General features: G+C 46.0%; 20 protein-coding genes, 1 tRNA gene and 1 pseudogene. 10 read left to right on the top strand and 12 right to left on the bottom strand.

Features of this window, described 5'->3' with window-relative positions; all coding sequences use genetic code 11:
- Positions 1 to 168: 168 nt before the first annotated feature.
- The gene (gene pfkA / locus ACZLMD_RS11065; RefSeq protein ID WP_022305382.1) at positions 169 to 1,149 is read right to left on the bottom strand and encodes a 6-phosphofructokinase; all 981 of its coding nucleotides are present in this window, start codon (positions 1,147 to 1,149) and stop codon (positions 169 to 171) included.
- 512 nt (positions 1,150 to 1,661) lie between these two features.
- Between pfkA and ACZLMD_RS11060 the strand changes: the two genes are divergently transcribed.
- From ACZLMD_RS11060 to ACZLMD_RS11035, 6 genes are all read left to right on the top strand, one after another.
- Positions 1,662 to 4,757, top strand: coding sequence for a helix-turn-helix transcriptional regulator (locus ACZLMD_RS11060; RefSeq protein ID WP_489495693.1), 3,096 nt, complete (start codon positions 1,662 to 1,664; stop codon positions 4,755 to 4,757).
- Between the two features lie 95 nt (positions 4,758 to 4,852).
- Positions 4,853 to 6,337, top strand: coding sequence for an HAAS signaling domain-containing protein (locus ACZLMD_RS11055; protein ID WP_489495692.1), 1,485 nt, complete (start codon positions 4,853 to 4,855; stop codon positions 6,335 to 6,337).
- 44 nt (positions 6,338 to 6,381) lie between these two features.
- Positions 6,382 to 7,341: a DUF4097 family beta strand repeat-containing protein gene (locus ACZLMD_RS11050; protein ID WP_489495691.1), complete on the top strand. Its 960-nt coding sequence runs from the start codon at positions 6,382 to 6,384 to the stop codon at positions 7,339 to 7,341.
- Between the two features lie 311 nt (positions 7,342 to 7,652).
- A complete protein-coding gene (locus ACZLMD_RS11045) occupies positions 7,653 to 7,988 on the top strand; it encodes a PadR family transcriptional regulator (protein WP_484107077.1) in 336 nt (111 codons plus the stop codon).
- Between the two features lie 17 nt (positions 7,989 to 8,005).
- Positions 8,006 to 8,908: a DUF1700 domain-containing protein gene (locus ACZLMD_RS11040; RefSeq protein WP_022305165.1), complete on the top strand. Its 903-nt coding sequence runs from the start codon at positions 8,006 to 8,008 to the stop codon at positions 8,906 to 8,908.
- A 3-nt stretch (positions 8,909 to 8,911) separates the two neighbouring features.
- Positions 8,912 to 9,898, top strand: coding sequence for a DUF4097 family beta strand repeat-containing protein (locus tag ACZLMD_RS11035; RefSeq protein ID WP_489495690.1), 987 nt, complete (start codon positions 8,912 to 8,914; stop codon positions 9,896 to 9,898).
- A gap of 203 nt (positions 9,899 to 10,101) precedes the next feature.
- On the opposite strand, the gene trmL is transcribed toward ACZLMD_RS11035, so the two are convergent.
- From trmL to ACZLMD_RS11010, 5 genes are read right to left on the bottom strand one after another with little or no spacing between them, the layout of a single operon-like run.
- Positions 10,102 to 10,611 (bottom strand): tRNA (uridine(34)/cytosine(34)/5-carboxymethylaminomethyluridine(34)-2'-O)-methyltransferase TrmL, encoded by a 510-nt coding sequence (gene trmL, locus ACZLMD_RS11030; RefSeq protein ID WP_455056453.1) that lies wholly within the window; start codon positions 10,609 to 10,611, stop codon positions 10,102 to 10,104.
- Between the two features lie 13 nt (positions 10,612 to 10,624).
- Positions 10,625 to 11,788: an aminotransferase class I/II-fold pyridoxal phosphate-dependent enzyme gene (locus ACZLMD_RS11025; RefSeq protein ID WP_022305162.1), complete on the bottom strand. Its 1,164-nt coding sequence runs from the start codon at positions 11,786 to 11,788 to the stop codon at positions 10,625 to 10,627.
- Positions 11,785 to 12,270, bottom strand: coding sequence for an Lrp/AsnC family transcriptional regulator (locus ACZLMD_RS11020; RefSeq protein WP_118559802.1), 486 nt, complete (start codon positions 12,268 to 12,270; stop codon positions 11,785 to 11,787). The genes ACZLMD_RS11025 and ACZLMD_RS11020 overlap by 4 nt, the downstream gene beginning before the upstream one ends.
- 49 nt (positions 12,271 to 12,319) lie before the next feature.
- Positions 12,320 to 13,306, bottom strand: coding sequence for an AIR synthase family protein (locus tag ACZLMD_RS11015; RefSeq protein WP_022305160.1), 987 nt, complete (start codon positions 13,304 to 13,306; stop codon positions 12,320 to 12,322).
- A 33-nt stretch (positions 13,307 to 13,339) separates the two neighbouring features.
- Positions 13,340 to 14,983 (bottom strand): VanW family protein, encoded by a 1,644-nt coding sequence (locus ACZLMD_RS11010; protein WP_489495689.1) that lies wholly within the window; start codon positions 14,981 to 14,983, stop codon positions 13,340 to 13,342.
- A gap of 345 nt (positions 14,984 to 15,328) precedes the next feature.
- On the opposite strand from ACZLMD_RS11010, the gene ACZLMD_RS11005 reads away from it, so the two are divergent.
- Positions 15,329 to 15,943, top strand: a complete 615-nt coding sequence (locus ACZLMD_RS11005; protein ID WP_022305157.1) for a tetratricopeptide repeat protein — start codon at positions 15,329 to 15,331, stop codon at positions 15,941 to 15,943.
- On the opposite strand, the gene ACZLMD_RS11000 is transcribed toward ACZLMD_RS11005, so the two are convergent.
- From ACZLMD_RS11000 to ACZLMD_RS10990, 3 genes are all read right to left on the bottom strand, one after another.
- Positions 15,940 to 16,263 (bottom strand): hypothetical protein, encoded by a 324-nt coding sequence (locus ACZLMD_RS11000; protein ID WP_022305156.1) that lies wholly within the window; start codon positions 16,261 to 16,263, stop codon positions 15,940 to 15,942. The two genes, ACZLMD_RS11005 and ACZLMD_RS11000, sit on opposite strands and share 4 nt — an antisense overlap.
- Positions 16,264 to 16,456: 193 nt before the next feature.
- Positions 16,457 to 16,527 (bottom strand) — tRNA-Trp (locus ACZLMD_RS10995).
- A 76-nt stretch (positions 16,528 to 16,603) separates the two neighbouring features.
- Entirely contained in the window at positions 16,604 to 17,317 is a 714-nt protein-coding gene (locus ACZLMD_RS10990; RefSeq protein ID WP_022305155.1) for a DUF1287 domain-containing protein, read from the bottom strand.
- 222 nt (positions 17,318 to 17,539) lie between these two features.
- Here ACZLMD_RS10990 and ACZLMD_RS10985 point away from each other — a divergent pair, with 222 nt between their 5' ends.
- On the top strand, positions 17,540 to 18,466 hold the full coding sequence (locus tag ACZLMD_RS10985) for a hypothetical protein (RefSeq protein ID WP_482523062.1): 927 nt from the start codon (positions 17,540 to 17,542) through the stop codon (positions 18,464 to 18,466).
- A 38-nt stretch (positions 18,467 to 18,504) separates the two neighbouring features.
- Positions 18,505 to 19,047 carry a hypothetical protein gene (locus ACZLMD_RS10980; protein WP_489495688.1) on the top strand — a complete coding sequence of 181 codons (543 nt, stop codon included), beginning with the start codon at positions 18,505 to 18,507 and terminating at the stop codon, positions 19,045 to 19,047.
- A 639-nt stretch (positions 19,048 to 19,686) separates the two neighbouring features.
- On the opposite strand, the gene ACZLMD_RS10975 is transcribed toward ACZLMD_RS10980, so the two are convergent.
- A complete protein-coding gene (locus ACZLMD_RS10975; protein ID WP_022305152.1) occupies positions 19,687 to 20,268 on the bottom strand; it encodes a M48 family metallopeptidase in 582 nt (193 codons plus the stop codon).
- Between the two features lie 59 nt (positions 20,269 to 20,327).
- Positions 20,328 to 20,582 (bottom strand): hypothetical protein, encoded by a 255-nt coding sequence (locus ACZLMD_RS10970; RefSeq protein WP_022305151.1) that lies wholly within the window; start codon positions 20,580 to 20,582, stop codon positions 20,328 to 20,330.
- A gap of 330 nt (positions 20,583 to 20,912) precedes the next feature.
- Here ACZLMD_RS10970 and ACZLMD_RS10965 point away from each other — a divergent pair, with 330 nt between their 5' ends.
- Positions 20,913 to 21,152 (top strand): DUF6061 family protein, encoded by a 240-nt coding sequence (locus ACZLMD_RS10965; protein WP_489495687.1) that lies wholly within the window; start codon positions 20,913 to 20,915, stop codon positions 21,150 to 21,152.
- Between the two features lie 86 nt (positions 21,153 to 21,238).
- On the opposite strand, the pseudogene ACZLMD_RS10960 reads toward ACZLMD_RS10965, so the two are convergent.
- Positions 21,239 to 22,184: pseudogene (locus ACZLMD_RS10960) on the bottom strand (hypothetical protein); the annotation flags it as partial.

Here is a 22,184-nt window from a genome sequence, read left to right as displayed (position 1 = left end):
ATCTCACGATGGACACCCTTGCCTTCGGCTATATCCTTCCCACTACCGGGCGGATTCGGGACTTTAACCCGTTAGAAACGTGCGCCGCTAGGCGCACATCAGGAAAGGCTCAGACCAAACGGTCTGAGCCTTTCTGCTATGCGGTGATTGCATCCCCCCGCGTATATTCTACTCTCTTGTTCCGAGAACTCTCGCAATCTCGTACTCATACTCATCAATAGACTTCTCCATAGCAAATGCCTCATCCACATCGACATCGTACAGCTTGCCGTTCTTGTAGCCGATCAGACGGTTCTTTCTGCCCTGATCAATGACATCAACCGCATACGCACCCATCATAGATGCATAGAAACGATCTCTTGCTGTCGGGCTTCCGCCTCTCTGTAAATGGCCAAGGATTGTCGCTCTCGTTTCGATTCCGGTTGCTTCCTCAATCCTCTTAGCAAGCTCATCCGAATGACCAACACCCTCTGCGTTTACAACGATCTGATGTGTCATACCGAGCTCTCTGTTCTTATGTATCTGCTCCAGAAGAGCATCGTAGTTATTATCAAACTTCTCCGGCAGAAGAATCTCCTCTGCACCATTGGCAATACCACACCACAGTGCGATATATCCTGCAGAACGTCCCATAACTTCAACAACGCTGCAGCGCTCATGGGAATTAGACGTCTCACGAAGTCTGTCAATTGCCTCCATTGCAGTATTCACTGCAGTATCGAAACCGATCGTATAATCAGTATATGCGATATCCAGATCGATCGTTCCGGGAATACCAATAATATTAACACCAAACTTGGAAAGATTCTTAGCTCCGGTAAAGGATCCGTCACCACCGATTACAATCAGTGTATCGATTCCCATCTCCTTGAGGATCTCTGCCGCCTTCTTCTTTCCCTCTATCTCACGGAATTCTGCGCTCCTTGCGGTGAACAAAAATGTACCGCCGTGCTGCAGCTTCTCAGAAACATCCTTAAAAGTTAATAAATCCATCTCTCTGTGAAGAATACCATTATATCCTCTCCTGATACCATACACATCATAGCCTCTGGTAATACCTGTACGAACAACCGCACGGATGGCAGCATTCATGCCCGGTGCATCTCCTCCACTTGTCAGAACTCCGATTTTTCCTTTCTTTGTGCTCATTTTTTCCTCCAATCTGCCACAAACAAACGTGGCATCGTTAAATTATGTTCTATATATGATTTGCGCAAATACCCGGAAATGCACAAAATATAATAATATGCACACAGATTTATTTTATTATGATATCAGAGTATTTTCAATCCCTTTTTTGATTTTTTTCAAAAAACTTTGCTATTTTATACGAATAACTCCGCTTACTTAAAAATTCACACATTTTTACAAAGATTTTTTATGGACACTTTTCATATTTTGTAAAAAAAGGCTGATTTTTCGATAAAAGTATGATATAATTGTGACATATTGTTGGCAATAGGCAATATTGACAACATTAACCATAAAAAATTGTACATTTTCGTCACTTGCAATATTTTGTGATCCGTACGATAATGTATATAGAGAAATTATGTAAAGATATGTCTGGTAACAGTAAGACAGATCAGAGGGAAAAGAGTAAAAGAGGTGGGCATATTATCACTTCACAGAAGAATAATATGTACTTCAAAAGGAAAGGGATGAATGTTATGATGTTTAACACCAGTGAGTTAATTCTCGATGCAGTTATTTTATCAATTGTGGCCAGTACGCCAGAAGGCATTTCCGGCTTTAAGATTGTCCAGAATGTCCGCTCAAAGATTGATGTACCGGAGAACACATTCTATCCTTTGTTAAAGCAAATGCAGGCAGATGGCTACCTTGAGGTTTATCATAAGGATATCGGTGGCCGAAGCCGTCGCTTTTATAAGATTACAGATGCCGGACGTGAGCATCTTACATATTGTCAGCAGACATGGAACAGCTATCTTCAGGGTGCCAGTTCTTTACTGATGACCGGAGCCGCTCAGCCGGCTGCAGAACCGGCACCGGCAATGGAGTCTGCTCCTCAGGCAGTTCCGGCTTCCGGTTCACAGCCGGTTCCTGTTATGCAGGCTGCTCCTCAGGTAACTCCTGTTTCTGACCCTCAACCGGTTCCTGTTATGCAGGCTGCTCCTCAGGTAACTCCTGTTTCTGAGCCTCAACCGGTTCCCGTTATGCAGGCTACTCCTCAGGTAACTCCTGTTTCTGACCCTCAGCCGGTTCCTGTTATGCAGGCTGCTCCTCAGGCAGTTCCGGTTTCCGGTTCACAGCCGGTTCCCGTTATGCAGGCTGCTCCTCAGGCAGTTCCGGTTTCCGGTTCACAGCCGGCTCCCGTTATGCAGGCTGCTCCTCAGGTAACTCCTGTTTCCGGTTCACAGCCGGCTCCCGTTATGCAGGCTGCTCCTCAGGTAACTCCTGTTTCTGAGCCTCAGCCGGTTCCTGTCATGAACGTAACACCACAGATCAATCCGGCAACCGTAGCACAGGCTGATGCAACTGCTGCAGCCGCTGCCGGGGAAGATACTTTCCATATTGGCGGTGCTTCCAATGCTATGATGGATTTTGATTTTTCCATCGGTGATGATGATTCTGTCACATCCGATGATATGGGATTTTCCTCTGACGGAGATCTCTTCGAATTTGATAATATACCAGCCTCTTCATTCATTTCTTACGATGAGGCACCGGTAGTTGCTCCTCAGCCTGCTATGGATGCAGCACCTGTTGTTCCGGAGCCTGTCAGCGAGCCTGCTTATCAGCCTGTTATGGATGCAGCACCTGTTGTTCCGGAGCCTGTCAGCGAGCCTGCTTATCAGCCTGTTATGGATGCAGCACCTGTTGTTCCGGAGCCTGTCAGTGAGCCTGCTCCTCAGCCTGTTATGGATGCAGCACCTGTTGTTCCGGAGCCTGTCAGTGAGCCTGCTCCTCAGCCTGTTATGAATGCAGAGCCTGTTGTTCCGGAGCCTGTCAGTGAGCCTGCTCCTCAGCCTGTTATGGATGCAGAGCCTGTTTATCAGGAGCCTGTCAGTGAGCCTGCTCCTCAGCCTGTTATGGATGCAGAGCCTGTTTATCAGGAACCTGCCGATGAACCTGCCACAGAGACCATCGATATGAATGCAGCGCCTGTTTATCAGGAGCCTGCCGATGAACCTGCCACAGAGACCATCGATATGAATGCAGAGCCTGTTTATCAGGAGCCTGCCGATGAACCTGCTACAGAGACCATCGACATGAATGCAGAACCTGTTTATCAGGAGCCTGCCGATGAGCCTGCTACAGAGACCATTGATATGAATGCACCTGTTGAATCAGAATCCGGAGCAGACTCCGATGAAGACGATGAGGCTGATTTCCTTGCAGAAATGGCAATGGGTGATTCCGAGGAATCCGAGGATGATGATCTTCCTGAGCTTGAAAGCTCCATGTCAGATATTGCAACAATCAATGCACTTGAAAGCATGCTGACACAGCTTCGCTCCTTCGAAACAGTTATGGAAGCACATCCGGAGCCTGAGGTCGCTGAGGCTGCGACACAGGAGGCCGCCGCAAATGCAAGCCTGAATATCAACGATATCAACGCCGTTGCCGCAATGTTAAATCCGGCAGAGGCAGAAAATACACAGTCGGAAGCTTCTCCGGAGTCGGAGTCGATTGAATCCTCTTCTACCCCGGTTCGTTATGCGGAAACCCGTAACAAAGAAACTGATGATTCCGTGAACAGCCTGGTCGATCTTCTCAAGGATGACGATCAGCCTAAGAAACGTGGCTTCTTTGGACGAAACAAGAAGAAAAATATTCCTAAAGAACTGATTGCAGACACTCCAAAGCCGACTCCTGTTCCAAAGTCTACAAGTCAAAGCAGACCGGTTATGTCAGAATCTTCACCGGTTCCAACCTCCAGCTCACGTATGCAGGAGGTTCGTAATCCGGACAGCGATGATTCCGTGAACAGTCTGGTTGATCTTCTGAAGGAAGATGATTCTTCTTCCAAGAAAAAAGGTCGTAAATCAAGAAGTTCCGCTGCTGATGAATTCAGAGCAACTGCCGCAGATATTTCTGCAATGTCAAGCTCTGTTCCCGTTCCTGTTCCAAAGCAGACATCTTCTTCCAATCCGCTCCGTGGTTTCTCTTCATCAACACCACTGCGGGCATTTTCATCATCTAATCCGGTTCGGGCATTTTCTTCGTCAAGACCGGTTGCTCCGGTACCAAAGGCTGAGACTTCCAAGTCCAAACCTATTTCCAGATCAAGCTACCGCGAAGTTCCTGATGATGCTGTAGGCGGATTAGCAGATCTTCTAATGGAGGGCAAGCAGAAGAAATCCGCCACACCGAAGATCTTCTCACAGAAGAGTTATTCAAAGGTATCAAGTTCACAGCCACTTGCAAGTGAATCTTCCGAGACTCCGGTTCCAGAGGCGGCTATCTCAGAGCCATCTGTTTCCGAGCCACAGGTATATAAGCCAGCCGCAGCAAAGACCTTCGAGGAGAAGGCTGCAGCTCCTAATGCAAAGCCGGTAGAAACAACTGCTACGATCACAAAGCCATTAGAGGCAAAAGCGATCAGTACAAAGCCAGCAGAGGCAAAGCCGGTTGAAGCAAAATCAGTAGAAACGAAAGCCGTTGTCACTCCAAAGACAGAGCCGGAAAAGGAGGCAGCTCCTGCACAACCGGAGGAAGCACCAATGGATGATTTCAAACGCCGTCTGTTACAGGCACATCTGATCTCCAACGACGAGGACAGCAGCAAATAATGATATAAACGCATATATCTATCTATAGTATCCATTGCTTTCCGGCAATGGATACTTGTATAAAACCGTATTTTATACAAAAAGGGGAGGAAAAAATGACAAAATTTGAATTTTTGGGTGACTTGAGCCGTCTGATCGCAGATTTACCTCAGGAAGAAGTCGATCAGGCGATGGAATATTACGAGGATTATTTCGCAGATGCCGGTCCGGAAAAAGAACAGGAAATCATCCGCGATTTTATCTCTCCGGCATATATCGCGGAACAGCTCCGTGAAGCCTCTCTACAGCGTCAGAAGGCTGCCGCAAGATCCACTGTTCAGGAAGAAGAGAAGCAGGCAGCCGCAGCGCGGGCTGCAGCCGCTGCCAGTAAGCCACCGGTATACTCCCGTAAGCTTGCCGCCCAGGCACAGAAGAATGCGTCTATGGCAACTGCAAGTGGATTTGTAACACAGGCGCCCACCGTTAAGGCGAAGACTCCTGCAGCGCAGCCTGCACAGGCAGCACCATCCCCTACTCCGGTTTCACCGGCTCAGGCTACACCAACGCAGGCAGCATCTTCCATGATTACACCAGCCGCTCCGGTACAAGTTGCCACCACTGCATCTGCTTCACCGCAGATCAATCGGGCTACACCGCCACCATCTCTTGATGCAGCAGGTTCATTTACACAGAGTCCTACACCGGCTCAGGCAGCCGCATCCATTGCAGCTGCTCCGATGGGACAGTCCGTCACTACAGCACCTGTTCCACCGACACCGATGCCATCATCACCTGTTTCACCGGCATCACAGCCACAGGCGCCGTCACCGGCAACAAGACCTCGTCCACAAACCGTTTCTGCTCCACAGCAACCGGTTATGACAGCACAGCCGGTTTCCGGTACTGCGACCCCGGCTGCCCCACAAACGGCTTCCGTTACTCCGATTCTGACTGCTCCGCAGACAACTTCCGGCACTCCGACTCAGACTGCGCAGACAGCAGATGCTGCGAAAGCACCAGCCAAGACCTCTTCCATGCGTAATTCCATCTTCCGGGACGATACGGAGGAGGACAAGAAAAAAGCAGAAGAAGAGCTTGCACGCCGCAACAAAACAAAGGTTGATATCAAGTCCATCAATTCTACCACTTCCAAAGTGAATAAAAAACAGGCTCGTGCGGCTGCCAAACAGAATGCCGCCATCGAAAAAGAAAATAACGCAGAGCGCTACAGCAGCTCCAAGAAGATGGTCATCGGCATTGTCCTGTTAGTCACCTGCCCGATCTGGCTTACTCTTGTCGGAGTGATTCTGGGGGTATTCGCATTAGGCGTATGTGCTGTTGCCACCTGTATCGCAGCAGGTATCGGATGCTTTGTGGCAAGCCTTGCCTCTATTGCGCTGACGCTTCTGGCACTTTTCTCAGCTCAGATTTCTACCAGCGTCTTTACTCTGGGATGTATTTTCTTCCTGTTTGCCGCAGGATGCGGATTATGTTTTCTGGGTTATAAGCTTATCACCCGAATCCTTCCGGGTGCCTATTTCAGTGTAAAGGTACTATTTAGCGGGATCAAGGCAAAGCTTGCCCGTCTCGCCCTGAAATAAACAGATAACTGCTGGGAGCAATATGCTTCAGAATGGAGAATAGCATGAATAATAAAATTAAAATCATTATTGCAATAGGAATCATAGGAATTGTAATTATGGTAGCCGGTTTTGTAATGGGCAGTGGTCCCTCTTCAATTCCAGCTATCTTTTCGGAAGCAACTATTCCGGAGGGTGCCGTTCCCATCGGAGATGTCCAGACCACAGATGTGCGTTCGATTGAATTAAACCTTTTTGCCAGTAAGATTTCCATCAAATCCGGTGAGAACTTCGATCTCTCCGGCAGCGGTCAGTACGATGGTTATGTCTTAAATGGCGTGTTATATGCCGGCGCAACCCAGTTCAAGAGAACTGCCAATGTGTTTGGCTTAAAATTCAGCGTTCCATCCAAATGGGTCTGCGGCTATGGTAGCTATGTACTTGTGATTCCACCAAATGCCAAACTGGATCAGATTACAATCAACACAAACCGTTCCGATGTCACCTGCGATGCACTGGTAGCAAGTCAGGTCAATATTAACATCAAGAACGGCGATCTCAGCGCCGATAAACTGACTGCCGATACTGCTTCCATTAACGTAGATGGTACTACCAGCATTGCTTCTTCAGAAATTACACGAAATGGCAATATTGCATCAAATAATCGTCTGCTTGTCGGAACCTCCGGCAGTGCAATGGATTCGACCATGAGTAATACCACTCTTTCCAATAAGCATGGCGGTATCACTCTTTATGCAAAGCTGATGGGTTCTGCTTCCTTACAGACAAGCCGTGGCAATATCGAAGCGGCTCTCGCCGGAACCAAGGCGAATTATACCTTCCCGGCAGCCGCCTATAATCTGAAGATTCATGAATCTGTAGTTCCTGCCGATGCCCGGAACAGCACAGAACAGTACGGCACCATATCTGTTACAGCCGACAAGGGTAACGCTTCCATTTCCTTTGAGACAGAGACCGAATCTCAAGCAGATACAAAGGGACAGACCAAAGACAAGAACAAATAATAAATCCATGATCCTGTTATCAATACCGGACAGGGTCATTATGAGAAATCATTGAAATTCACAAAAACTCTGAAATAAAGGATTTCATTCACAAAATCCTATTTCAGAGTTTTTTTATGTTGACATCTTATATTATACAGCGTATAATATCATCATATTATATGATATATAGTATTATATCGTGAATTCTTATCGCAAGGGAGCTTGTTCACTTGCATAGAATGCATGAACGACAAAATCTTCCAGCGCATCGCGCGACAGATGCGAAGCATCTGGATTTTGGAGTTATTATTTAAGATTGGAGGCTTCCTATGATATTTAACACAGGCTCTGCATTGCTGGATGCCATTGTACTTGCCGTGGTGGAGCATTCTGCCGAAGGAACCTACGGATACAAAATCACACAGGATGTCCGTTCTGTCATTGACGTATCCGAATCGACACTCTATCCGGTTCTGCGACGGCTGCAAAAGGATGATTGTCTCTCTGTGTATGATCAGGAATGCGGCGGCAGAAACCGCCGTTACTATAAAATCACAGAAAGGGGCAGGGTACAGCTTAACCTCTACCGACAGGAATGGCACAACTACACACATAAGATCAATCAGCTTCTTCTGGAACAAGCTGACGCAACCATAGATCAATGAAAGAAATGAGGAGAAATATGACAAAATATGAATTTCTAGGCGACTTAAGCCGTTTGCTGAAAGACCTGCCCGAAGAAGAACGGAAGCAGGCACTTCATTATTATGAAGATTACTTTGCTGATGCAGGTGAGGACAATGAACAGGAAGTTCTGAACGAGCTGGGCTCTCCTGAAAATATCGCGGAGCTGATCAAGGCAGATTCCCCGGATGAGATCACATACGGGGATGGTGCAAGCACTCATGCTACCGCTCCATTGCAGCCATATAAAGCAGCCGGGCCGGAGCACTCTGAAAATGTCTCCGGCAATGCATCCGATGTCACTCCGGATAGCACTCAAAATGACCGCTCCCAATCTGATAACAACTGGCACAGCATGACCGGAGATCCTTCCGGCAATCAACACATGAACGGAGATTCTTCCGGCAATCAACAGTCAAACACCGGATATACGAACGGTAGTGCAAGCCACAGCAACGCTTCCGGTGCAAACCAGTCAACCTGTAGCCGATCTTCCGGTTTATTCTCCGGCATGGATAATACCAATCTGATCATTATGATCATTGTCCTTGTTGTCACTTCTCCAATCTGGGGATCTGCGCTGCTCGGCATTGCCAGCTTCCTTCTGGGACTGCTTGGAGCGCTGGTCGGCATTTTTGCTGCACTGGTCTTAGGCGGCGGTGGATCTGCAATTAGCGGAATCGTTGCCATCGTAGCCGGATTTATTGCACTGTTTGCCGGACACGCTGCAAGTGGTGTTCTGACCATTGGCGTTGGCTGTCTTCTGTTTTCACTTGGAAGTGCCTTCTGCTACCTCGGTGTTTTTCTTGCCATCCGTCTTATTCCACTGCTCTGGCGCCAGCTCGGACGGCTTTGGGACTGGTGCCGCATCAAATTACTTGGAAAGGAGGCGTCTTGCTAATCGTTGGCAAGACACGTGAAAGCTATGAAAAAGAGAGATAAATTTCTGCTTGCTTTATCCTGCATTTTCCTGATCGGTATCCTCTGCCTGATTGCCGGGATCAGCATGGGAGGAACATTATTTGCTTTTCGGTTGAATCAAAATATCAATCCAAAATACACACAAAATGGTACTTTCACTCTCTCAGAAAAGGACTCAGGCTTAATCACCGGCATTGATTTTGATTTCCACTGTCAGGATATTACCATCCAAAGGGGTGACACCTGTTCTATCCAGCCGGATGATGATACCGACAGCCTGGAAAGCAAATATTACTCCTATATCAAGGACAATGTCTGGCATATTGAAACACCGAATTCCTCCAATGCAACGATCACTTTTCTGGATCACACAGTACGGATTCCGTTTCTGTCAAAAAACTGGGATTCCGATGTTTCCTATACGATCACTCTGCCTCTGGAGAAACATTTTGACCGTGCCAATATTTCGATTGCCGCAGGTGACTGTGAAATTGATGATGCTCTGACCGCCGATAACACCACGCTCAAGGTAGGTGCCGGTTCTCTGGATATGACAGGGCTTACGGCGAAACAGTTAAGCATAAAGATCGGTGCCGGCGATGGTACAATCGATAAGATCCATGTATCCGATCACTGTACAACAAAGGTTGGTGTTGGTGATCTGGAGCTTGGAGACACCGATAACAGCCCCGGCGAAAATAAGATCAACAACCTGAACTCCAAAACAGCCGTTGGCAATACCGATATTGCGGCAAAACTTACCGGAACAAATCAACTGGAATGTGCAACCGGCGATCTGAGTCTCCTGCTGCCGGGTTCTAAGAGCAATTATAATTTCACCAGTCACTCCTCTATGGGGGATATCTGTTTTGGAGATAGCACGAAAGACGATTCCTCCACAGATGTTTATGGTGATATCAGTCTCAAGTGTAGCCTTGGTGATATCGATGTTGATTTTGAGCGATCATGAGTATTATTGAAAAGCCGCATTATAAATAATATTCTCAGGCTTCGAATAATCGGTATTTGAAATTTAAGGAATATATAAATAAAATTGCTTAAACCTGATAAGATCCACTTTCATTGGATATCCAGTGAAAGTGGATCTTATTATTCTCACGTTCTAAGCGATTTTCTATCAAGGGGAATTTTTGCAATTTTCCAGACTTTCTCTTACTGTTCGCTGTGCCAATGCAGCCGGTGAAGCTGCCCGTTTCTCTCCGCCTCCATGAAGTTATTCTGACGAAGTGACTCATATAATACGATCGCCACGGAATTGGAAAGGTTCAGAGAGCGGATCTTGTGATTCATCGGAATACGGATCGCATTCTCTTCGTTATCAACAAGAATCTCCTCCGGAATCCCTGCACTCTCCTTACCAAACATAATATATGCGTTCGGTGGATATGTGACATCCGTATATGTCTGATGCGCCTTTGTGGTCGCCATATACATGTTACCGGCTGCATCCGGATTCTTCTGAAGGAAGTCCTCGTAACAGTCATAAACCGTAACATCTAACTCATTCCAATAGTCCAGTCCGGCACGCTTGAGCATCTTGTCATTGATCTGAAAGCCCATCGGCTCGATCAGATGCAGTCTTGAACCGGTCGCACAGCAGGTACGTCCTATATTTCCTGTATTCGCCGGTATCTCCGGCTCAAGAAGTACAATATTCATCACGTTACCGCCCCCCTTATTTCCTATGACGGTCGATAAAGTTCTGCATACGTCCGAGAGCAATCTTTAAGTCGTCAATGGAATACGCATAGGAAATACGAAGAAATCCCTCGCCACATTGACCAAATGCCGTTCCCGGTACGACAGCGACCTTTTCTTCCTGTAACAGCTTCGTTGCAAACTCATCCGAGGTCATGCCAAACTCTTTGATGCTTGGAAATACATAAAATGCGCCAAACGGCTCGAAGCACTTCAGTCCCATATCGCGGAAGGCTTTCATCAGATAATTTCTGCGCTGATTATATGCCATTCTCATGCGCTCTACATCAGCATCGCCGTCACGAACAGCACTGATTGCCGCATACTGGCTCAACGTCGGCGCACACATAATAGCAAACTGATGGATCTTGAGCATCTGCTTAATGATCGCCTGTGGTCCACAGGCATATCCGAGACGCCATCCTGTCATCGCATAGGATTTGGAAAATCCGTTGATCACGATCGTTCTCTCCTGCATACCCGGAAGCGATGCGATCGACACATGATCTCCACTGTATGTCAATTCGGAATAAATCTCATCGGAAATTACAAACAGATCATGCTCCCGTACGACCTCTGCAATATCCTCCAGATCCTCCCTTGTCATGATCGCACCGGTCGGATTGTTCGGGAACGGCATGATCAGGATCTTTGTCTTGTCTGTAATCGCATCCAGAAGCTGCTGCTTCTTAAGCTTAAACTCATCCTCTTCCTTCAGCTCGATGATCTTTGGCACACCATCTGCCAGAACGATACACGGCTCATAGGACACATAGCTCGGCTGTGGCAGTAAAACCTCATCACCCGGATCAAGCATTGCACGGAGTGCTCCGTCAATCGCCTCACTACCGCCTACGGTCAGATAAATCTCCCTCTTAGGATCATAGGAAAGCTGAAAACGTCGTTTCAGATAATTGGCAATCTCTTCCTTCAACTCTTTCAAACCTGCGTTTGATGTATAAAACGTCCTTCCCTGCTCCAAAGAATAGATACCCTCCTCACGGATATGCCATGGTGTATCGAAATCAGGCTCACCCACACCGAGGGAGATCGCATCCTTCATCTCACTGACGATGTCAAAAAACTTGCGGATACCGGAAGGCTCAATAGACTGTACTTTCTTAGATAATGGGTCTCTCATGGGGTAATCAACATCCTTTCTGAATCGTGCTTTTCATCGGTCATGATCAGACCATGCTCCTTGTATTTCTTCAGTACAAAATAAGTTGCGGTGCTTGTGATGTACTCCAGAGTAGACAGCTTCTCTGTCACAAAACGGGAAACCTCTTTCATACTCTTTCCCTCAATGATCACAGTAAGATCAAAGCTGCCGGACATCAGATAAACGCTCTCTACCTCTTCAAACTTGTAGATACGCTCTGCTACCTTATTGAATCCCATGTCGCGCTGTGGTGTTACCTTCACCTCAATAAGAGCTGTAACCTTCTCACAGTCTGTTCTGTCCCAGTTAATAAGTGTCGGATAGCCACAGATGACCTTATTATCCTCCATCTCCTTGATCTCATGCTCAATTGTATCTGTACCTGTATTTAACATGGCCGCCAGATCTTCTGTGGAACGACGGCTGTTCATGCTGATCGCATCTAAAATCTGTTTCTTGATCATAATTACCTCCATTAATCCTTCAATAAATAATCACCTGTATAACGGGCTACTGATATATCTTATAAAGCTGATCGCTGCCTGCCGGCTCCAGAAAACGTGTCTCCCCGCCGCTGCGTATGATACGGTCATTGCCCTCTGTGGCTCTGCCGATCACGGCAGCCGGAATGCCATGCTCTGCCAGCCGGTCCACCAGCATATTGCCGTGAGGAGTTCCTATCAGCATACATCCGCTGGATATCAGCATGTATGGATTGATATCATAAAACTCACACAACTCGATCGTCTCCTGACGGATCGGTATCTTGTCCAGATCAGCTATGATTCCTACGCCGGATGCCTCTCCTACTTCCCACAATGCACCATAAATGCCGCCCTCTGTGACATCATGCATTGCCGTGACACCGGCATCCACCGCGACTGCGGCCTCCGGTACCACCGAAATATACTCTCTCATCGCTGCTGCCGCATCAATGAGCTGCTCCGGAATCCTTGTCAGAAGCTCCTCGCGCTTCTCTTCCGCAATGATCGATGTTCCTTCCAGACCTGCCCATTTTGTCATGACCAGATCATCTCCCGGCTGAAGACCGCCGGTAGAAACAAGCTTATCCTTATGCACCTTGCCAACACCTGTAACCGTGATCACCGGACGATTAACCACATCGGAAATCTCCGTATGACCTCCCATCACCTCGATGTGAAGGCTGTTCGCTGCAAGAATGATCTCCTCCATAAGATCATGCAACTTCTTCTCTCTGGTACGCGGAGGCAGGATCACACAGGTCAGAATACCAACCGGCTCTGCCCCGCTGGATGCAAGATCATTGGCAGTGATATGTACCGCCAGTGTCCCCATGCCCTTTGATGCACCTGTAATGGGATCGGTGGAAAATACAAGCACCTCATCCTCTGCTGTCTCAATTGCGGAGCAATCCTCTCCCACTCCGGGATGCAGCAGCACTTCCGGGCGAAGATGCTTGATCTGTTTAAAAACCGCTCTTTTCAGTACATTCTCGGGTACCTTTCCAATTTCCATGACGAAACCTCATTTCTATTTAATCTGCAGGCATTATGATGCTTTCCTGCTGCCGGTGTTTGTTGTTTTCTTGGTGCTGCTTTTCGTATTATTGGGGGTGCTTTCTGAAGTCGTTTTACTGCCGGATACGGAAGTGGTACTCTTCTTCGCCGTATTGCTCTTCGTGGCAGCCGATTTCTTCGCAGCAGACGGTGCTTTCGTTCTGGATGGTCTGACTGTCGTTGACGGCTTCTTCGTCGCTGACGGTGCCGCTGTTCCTGCCGACTTCTTTGAACCTGCCGAAGCTGAAGCAGATGGCGCTGCCGTCTCCGGCTGCTTTCCTACCGTAACATATTGCGGTGACGCATTATAGGCACTGGTATTGACCTGTACCTTTTCTGTCTGGACACCGTTGACCTTGACAATCTTCCAGAGCTTCGCCTTGTATCCCACATGAGCAGACTGTGTCACAGAACGATAGCTTGCCGGAAGCGTCGGATCCTCCGTGACAACCTCCTCGCCCGGCTCGATCGTGTCCGTCACCTCAGACTCAAACGAAATCTCTCTGCCGGCTTCTCTCGTCTCGTGACCATATACACGAAAGCTTAAGATGCCGCCGGATGCGTTCCCCATAATATATACCGGATAATCCGTATTGTTCTTGAACTTGAAATCCTTATAATCGCCGGAGATCGCAGCATCTCTTGAAACCGGTACATAGCCTACCACCATCGAATGCGGAGAGCGTTCAACTACCTTAAGCTCTGCATTGAGTACCGCATTGTAAAGCGTTGTGGATACCTGGCAGACACCTCCGCCGATACCGGAAACAACCTTTCCGCCGGAATACTCCGGTGCCGCTTTATATCCATTCTCCTCGGTTCTGTCCTTGATCACCTTGATCGTTGAAAAGGTCTTACCCGGATAGATAACCGTACCGTTGATCCTGCCCGCTGCCGTCGCAACATTGCTGGAACGCTCTACCTGATAGGTTGCATACGTTGTCGAATACTTGCCAAGCAGATCCGTACACTGGGATGCCTCCTCTCTGGTAAACTTCGGCTCCGTAACCTCCACATCTGCGGTCACATCCAAAGCATCGGCATTCTCTGCTTTCTTACTGAGAAGAGTCTTCTGTATTGCCTCCATCGTCGTGTCTGTCTGTACCTCAAGACCTTCCTTGGACTTCGTCGCCTTCAATGCCCCGTTCTTAAACTTCAGCCGGGAATCCTTCGCCTTAATATCATATACGGAACACTTTGTCTCCACAAAGTTCTTCAGCGTATCCTCATTCACCTTGGTCTCGAGCGCAATATCACGCTTTCCCGCCTCTGCCTTACGAATCTCCTGAAACTTCTCCCAAAGATTGCCCTTCTTACCAATCTGAAGTGCCTCTGCGGCATAATCGCCCTCTGCAATCTCAAGACCTGCCTCTGCGGCTGTGGCTTCGATCTGATTCTCCTGTACTGTCACAACCAGCTTCTGCTGCCGGCGTTTTGCTATATAATCATCCACCTTCTTCTGCGCCTGCTCCTGCGTCAAGCCGCCAACATCCAGACTTCCTATGGATATCCCGTCACAGATCAGGTTCTTATTGCCAAAATTATCCTTCGCAAACAGCGTCACAATCCCTGCAATGCCGACTACTGCTATACATCCAATCACAAAAAAAGCTGTCAATACTTTATTCTTTCTCATAATCTCGTCTCATCCTTACTTTTGCTTATTCCTATATTTTAATCATATTGGCGGCAAATCGCAAGTCAAAGATTCCCTCTGTATTTGACAATTTTTCGTACATTCTGTATATTGAAAAAAGTCCATATGAAAAAAGCAGATGAGACCATCTGCTGATTTATACGTTCATATTAAGCTAAGTATCCGAGAACCATAGGAAGCACCATGGCAATGATAAGTAACACACAAATAACAACGGCAATTCTCTGCTGATTTTTTTTGTTAAAAAAGTTCATACTGCTCTCCTTTCTTTGATTCGATATTGCACAAATGAAACCACACCACCACAGGGAGGAATGATGTCTTATGCCAATTTTTCTCATATTCTTTATTCTATTCGTTATATGGTTGAACGTCAAGACCAAACGTGGTCAAAATAATAACTCCGAATGGGATACCGACTACTGGGAAAAGGAGCGCGAAGCTAATTTTGTCCGCCGGAAAGATATCAGTGGTCTTGACTATATCACGATCTCCGAGGATGAGCTTCCGTTCTCCGATACGGCAGAGGGCGAGGAAAAATATCGTGAGGATCAGGTACGCCGCATCCTCTCCTCCAAGATCATCAACCTGTCCGGCATGAGCAATACCGATATCAAGCTCACCTACGGAACCGCTAATTTCCCGGAGCTGTCCAAATATGATCAGAATTATCTTCTTCTGATCCGCAATCTCGGCATGTGGGGAAACTATCTGCACCATAACTGTGACGGTCAGGACGAACGTGCCAGACAGATCCTGGAGCGTGCCATCGAGCTTGGCAGCGACATCAGGGACACCTATGTGTCCCTCGCCGAAATTTATCTGGATGCCGGACAGCCGGAAAAGGTTCAGGAACTCATCCACCATGTTGAGAAGTCCGATTTCGATCTGAAGGATTCTCTCTTACGTTCCCTGAAAAACCTCCTGAACACCCTCTAAAACAAACCCTTATATGGATTATCTCTTGCCTCGCTCCATTCCCCGCTGCGCTCCTCGTAAATCTGACAAAGCCAGTCGTATGCCTCATCCAGACCTTCCTCCGTATAAACAAAATCCCGGATGGTCTTCTTATCCGGATCTGTCTTCTCAAAGCAGAACGGCTCCGGCCAGATCGTTGTCCGAAGCACCGGCTCTGCCTCCTCGTTCTCCGGATCCCTGTACTGTTCCAGCTGATAGCGCATTCCCTGAAAGCTTGCCTTTAATACCGCCTTCTTGTTATAAAAAGATTTGATATCATATAATGATTTTCTTGTATTCATCGTATTCCTCCAAATGACACCGGTCATCGTTTTACCATTCTCGTCGGTTTCCTGCTGTATTACAGTCACTTTCCCATATAAAGAAAAAGGAAGCACCTGTGTTTTGTCCTTGATCCACGCTACATCACAAGCATATTCCTGTATAACGAAAAAATCCCATAAAAATGTCAGTCATTTTTATGGGATCGGTTAGCAGGGGTGGAAGGAATCGAACCCTCCTCTGGAGTTTTGGAGACTCTTATTCTACCGATGAACTACACCCCTGAATCGTAGTGGCAAATTCACACTGCCTGTCCAGTATACTATCCGGTCTCCGTTTTGTCAAGCCCTGTTTTTAAGTTTAACGACTATTTTGCGTCGTTTTATTTTGTTTCGCCTTCTCCCCGGATTCATTTCCGAAGTTCCAGCGATAATGACCAACAATATCACTGCGGCGTTCGAGAATATCCTGCTCATAGCTTCTCTGCCATGGACTGTAGTGGTGGATTACATACGGCACCCCATTTTTATTTCTCTTGTCCGAAACGATTCCGATATGTTTTCGGAATATAACGATGTCGCCGCCCTGCCATTCCTCCACATCCGATACATCGGTTGCCAGACTCTGCGCATGCCTGCCAAAATACACCTGCAGATTCTTCACACGGCGATAATCAATATTAGGATCCGGCTGATCGATATCGTAAGCGTCCGTATGCTGTTCCACGTCCTTTGCCACAAGCCGCATCAGATCATAGCCGGCTGCTTTCATAGCAAAAGCAACCACGTCCGTACATACCCCGTAGCCATCATCCGGATAACCACCGTTGTAATATTGACTCTTATATTTCGGCTTTGTCGCCACGTAGTCCAGTGCTCCCTTAAGAATATCCGTCTGATCATCTATGCCATCCTTGTCCTGATCCGTTTCGCTGTGAAACTGCGGAAATGTTTTCTGGTCCGACACACGTTTTCCCGCCGGACCGGTGTCTTTGCACCGAAACCATATGCCGCCGGCTGCTGCCAGTACCACTACGAAAAATATGAAAACAGGTATTATTTTATGCCTCTTCATATGTACTATGACTTCCCCTCTCATTCTTTTTCTTTATTGTGGCACTTTTTCTTAAAAAGTCAAGCGCCCCCGGCAAAACAGCCTTTTCCAAATCATTAAACATTGCATCTTCCCATTAAAATATGATACACTCATCATAACGAAAAACACAGGAAATCCACCGTACGGATGCGGTCGGACTTTCCACCTTTTGTAACAAATCGTATAGAACGGAGATTACATATGAAAATAAAATGTACGCACTGTGGCAGGAAATTTGACTACGATCTCTATGCCGGATTATGTCCTCACTGCGGCGTCTACCAGAGACAGGGATCTTCTGCATACAACAGCAGCGAAGCACAGGCACACAAGGCATCTGCATACGACAGCAGCGAAGCACAGGCACAGGGGACGTCTTCATACAACAGCAGCGAAACACAGGCGCAGGGGACGTCTTCATACAACAGCAGCGAAACACAGACACAACCACAGACTCAGCCGATGGCATCCCACCGGGAAACTGCCACCAAAAGCACTTCCGGCAAACGCCGCAACAACTGGCTCGCAACAGCCATTTTGATCGTTATTCTCGGATTCATCATCGCCGGGCCGGAGGTATTCCATACCTACCAGACCAACAAAATAGCCAAAACTCTGACTCTGTCCGAGCCGGTCACCCCGACGAAAGTCAAGCCTTCCAAGGGCTTTACGGTTTCTACGGAAAACGGAGATTTTACGGTTACATTTTCCTCCCGCAGTACCGATAACGATTCCACCTTCGAGACGCCGGAGGGATATGAAATTCTCACGGTAAAATATCACGTTACCGTCCCACAAAAGGCTCTCGACACCTTTCCGGGTCAGGCGGACGAAAATCACCTTTACACACACTGGGACAGCGACCGCATCAGTCCTTACTGTGTCACAAAGGACGACAGTTATCTCAAGCCGATCTCCAATTATGATCTATCCCGCGTCAAGCACCTGGAATACAGCGAGCTGGAGGACAACGGAATCACAGACAATATTGACAGTCAGAACGGCACACTCTCCTTCCTGATCAAGAAAAATGATTTTAAGGGGCTTCTGATCAACGAACTTGATCCGGATACAGAGGTACTTGCAAACTCTTATCTTGTCATCGGAATCCCAAAGCAAAAGAAGTAGGACACACATCAAATTATTGAATAGAAATGAGGAAAATTATGCGAGGATTCAGCTTAGGAATCGAATGTATTGTAAAAGGACTGATGTGGATTCACAGAAAATCCGGCATCAACGGGATTCTTGTGATCGCCATACTGATCGCGCTCCCGTGCAGCATTTTCTTTTCCGAATCAAGCAGCACCCAGTACAAGTCTGGTAAAAGGTATGCGGTCACGCCTGTCTCCGACACGGAGAAGGTTGCCGAAAAGGACCTGCCGGCTTCGATCGACCGCTTTGCCGACGACTATTATAAAGTGGTTCTGCAGATCAACAACTGTTATTCCACGGAGCTTCCACATGCTCCTTATCTGACCCTGGACAATGAGAAATATTATGCGTCGTTCCGTCCGCTGGAATACTACTGCGACATCGAGAACAGCTATGATGTTATCTGCTTGGAAAACTGTATTCCTGCCGGCACCACAATGTCAATTCCATATTATTTCTCCGGATATGAACTGTCCGGTCATACACTTTCCGTCATGCCGCTCTCCGATGACGAGATCACCAAAAGTAACTCATTCAAACTGACCGTCCCATGATGAGATATGGGATCATAGTCAAAATGATACACCGGCATCCTGATACAACGAATAATGCACTAAGACTTCCTATGCGGAATATTAAAATACGCCCATACGATTTCTTTTGTCTAATTATTTGAAAGAGCATTTTGTCTGCCAAAACGCTTGAAAATCCGCGAAATAGGACTAAAAATTGTCTTGTCACTTACGGATTTCGAAAAGACTAATTACTTTGCCGCTTTGATGTTTGATGAACACATCCTTCCGTACTCGTCCCGAGGTGGGAGTCAGATGTTTTGTAAGGCACTTGCACCCGCCGGTACTTACGCCCCATATACAAAAAACTTACATATATGTAGATATAAATCTTGTATGGGGCGTTATGTACCGCTGCGTGGTGCAGTGGTAGCGAAAGCGTGCCGACCGAAATAGCTGAGCCCACCTACGGGACTCAGTCGTTCGGATGTGTATTCATCAAAGCGTGGCAAAGTAAAGTCTTTTCAGAAATCCTACTGATCTGCGTCAATTTTTAGTCCTATTCCACGGATTAGTTTGTTTTATGAGGCAAAATGCCTATTCATTTTCCGGACAAAAGAAATCGTATGGGCGTATACGCGTTATTGGTCTAGGAAGTCTTAATAAGTAATTTTCGTTGTATCAGGATACCGGACGATTTCGGTCCATGATCCTGCCTCCGTTATCCTTCAGCCACTTTCTGCGCTGTCGGTAATCCGGCAGGATTTTTTCGACCTCCTCCCAGAAACGGGCGGAATGGTTCATTTCCTTTCGATGACAAAGTTCATGCACCACGACATAATCCAGAACTTCCTCCGGCATCAGAAGAAGCAGGCAGTTAAAGTTCAAGTTGCCTTTTCCGCTGCAGCTTCCCCATCTTGTCCTCTGATTCCGTATAGTGATGCGCCCGTAGGTGACGCCAATGATCTGTGCATAATAATGAACCTTCTGCGGAATAAGCTTCATTGCCTGCGTGGCAAGTTCCTGAAGCTCCTCCTTAGAAAGTGCCTGTTCCCGGTACTGCTCCTGCAGCCGCTTTTTTTCCGCCATCTGCTGCAGATGTGCGTGGATCCAGTCATCCTTCTCCTGCACAAATGCATTAATCTCTCTTACCGGCATTCGTGCCGGTGCCCGTACGACCACCTGAAGCTCCGGCGTGATCTCAATCGCAAGACTTTTACGGCGGCTGCGGATCAGTGTAATTTCATAATCCGTATGATCCATCAATTATCTCCCTTTGTTATCTCTGTTTGTTTCTCATACGTTTCTTTTTCATGTTCACGTTATCGGTAGCATTTCTTGCAGGCACGGTAGCCCTGTCTTTTCGCTGCTTTCTTTGTCTTTTTAACCACACGTCCCCGCATGCGGCTGCAGTTCTTGCTGGTGTGATAGCACGCGCCATTGCCGGACGCCGCCACATATACATAGGATTTGGCACTTGCCGTTGTTGAATATGCCGGCGCCGCAGCGGAAGCTGAGGAAACGGTCAGACAAACCGCCAGTGCGATTGGGACAATTCTTTTGTTTATTTTGATCATGATAACCCTCCTTGTAATTTGTAAAAAGACATTGCTATACAATGCTTTTAATGATTATATATTATGTTTATTGTACCACATTTTCCAATAAAACAGGAGGGAATTTTAATTAGTTGCAAATAAAGAAAAGCCCCTAAAACTCTTGGTTTTAAGGACTTTTCGAAAATTCTTATGAAATAATTTATTATCTCTTTGTTAACGTTTTGATAACAAGAAAAGCCCAGAAATAGGGGATTTGTGTATGACAGTGTTGCATATGTGTTGTATGCGGTTAACTGCCCACACATTCCCAGAACTACTCATTACTTTAGCAAAGAAAGGACTAATACTATGAAAATACATTTTGCTTACTATAACCAATACAAGAACGGAATTGATATTGCTTTTGCTGATAATACACTTCTATTCTTATCCTGTGCTGAAGCTGAAAAGAATCTCCATACTACACCTAACTCTCAAAGGCTTATTGATAACCTTGCGATTGATAATCCTCTTATGTATGCTACACTTGCTCTTGATTGTGAGTTGCAGGATTGGGCTGATGCTATGGATGAGGATTGGAGTCCGTAAATAAAATTATTGTATTCATCTATATAAACAATGCTCAATACTTTATATCATTGGTATTATAGCCTTTTATTCTTTTAACCTTTAACTTAACCATTATCCTGCTCTATAAGTATCTTCATATTGCTTTCTGCAGCCCTATGATATTTTATCCAATCCCATATAGCTATACATTTTCTCATAGCAGAATCAGACTGATTATTTATAGCCTTATCTAAACTTAATAATGTTGAGTCATCTTTTAATGCCTTATCAATGAAACTATATAACTCATCTGGATCAATTTCATTTGGATTCATTAATGGTATTTTTGATAATGTCTTACTTAAATTATTATACTCATAATATTTAAGCATAGACAACTCCATTTTAAAATAACCTTTTTTCACCTGTTCTTTTTGATTATCTGACAAAAAATCCATTAATGAATCTTTCATGCACCATTTTGCTCTCTCACTTATATGTTTTATATTATCGCAATTGTTAACTAACTTACATACTGGTAGCACTGACTTTCCATTATATAATTCCGGTATTGTGTGTTCTAATAGCATATTATCATCATATTGAAGATCTGATTGTCCTAATACATATCTATATAATTGATTTAAACTTAATCCCTTATATCCGACTTGTCCAAATTTACTATATACTCCAACTCCCACCACAAAATCAATATCATCATTAGTATCTTCTAATCCTGTCGCTATATATAACTTATCAGTTGGTTTATTTGTTTTTACCAGTTCATAAAGTTGTTCTTTTATTCTTCGCAATTTCTTTACTTCATATTTAACATTATTTGATAAAATTGCATCATACAAATCTCCAAAATCCGATAAATAAATGCCATTCATTGTGATACTTTTGCCATTTTCAAAGGTAAATGTTTTTTCAGATATTGTATCTTCTTCATCAGTATCATTCCATTCAATAAATATTAATCTGTCTTTCAGTTTTTCCAACTGATCTTCTTCAAGGCACTCTGCTATTGATGATAATATTCTTCTCACATTTGCATCATTAAGACTATAT

This window comes from Jutongia sp., from assembly GCF_057878315.1.
The sequence above is the reverse complement of the archived record's forward strand: the minus strand, read 5'-3'. Positions and strand labels throughout refer to the sequence as shown.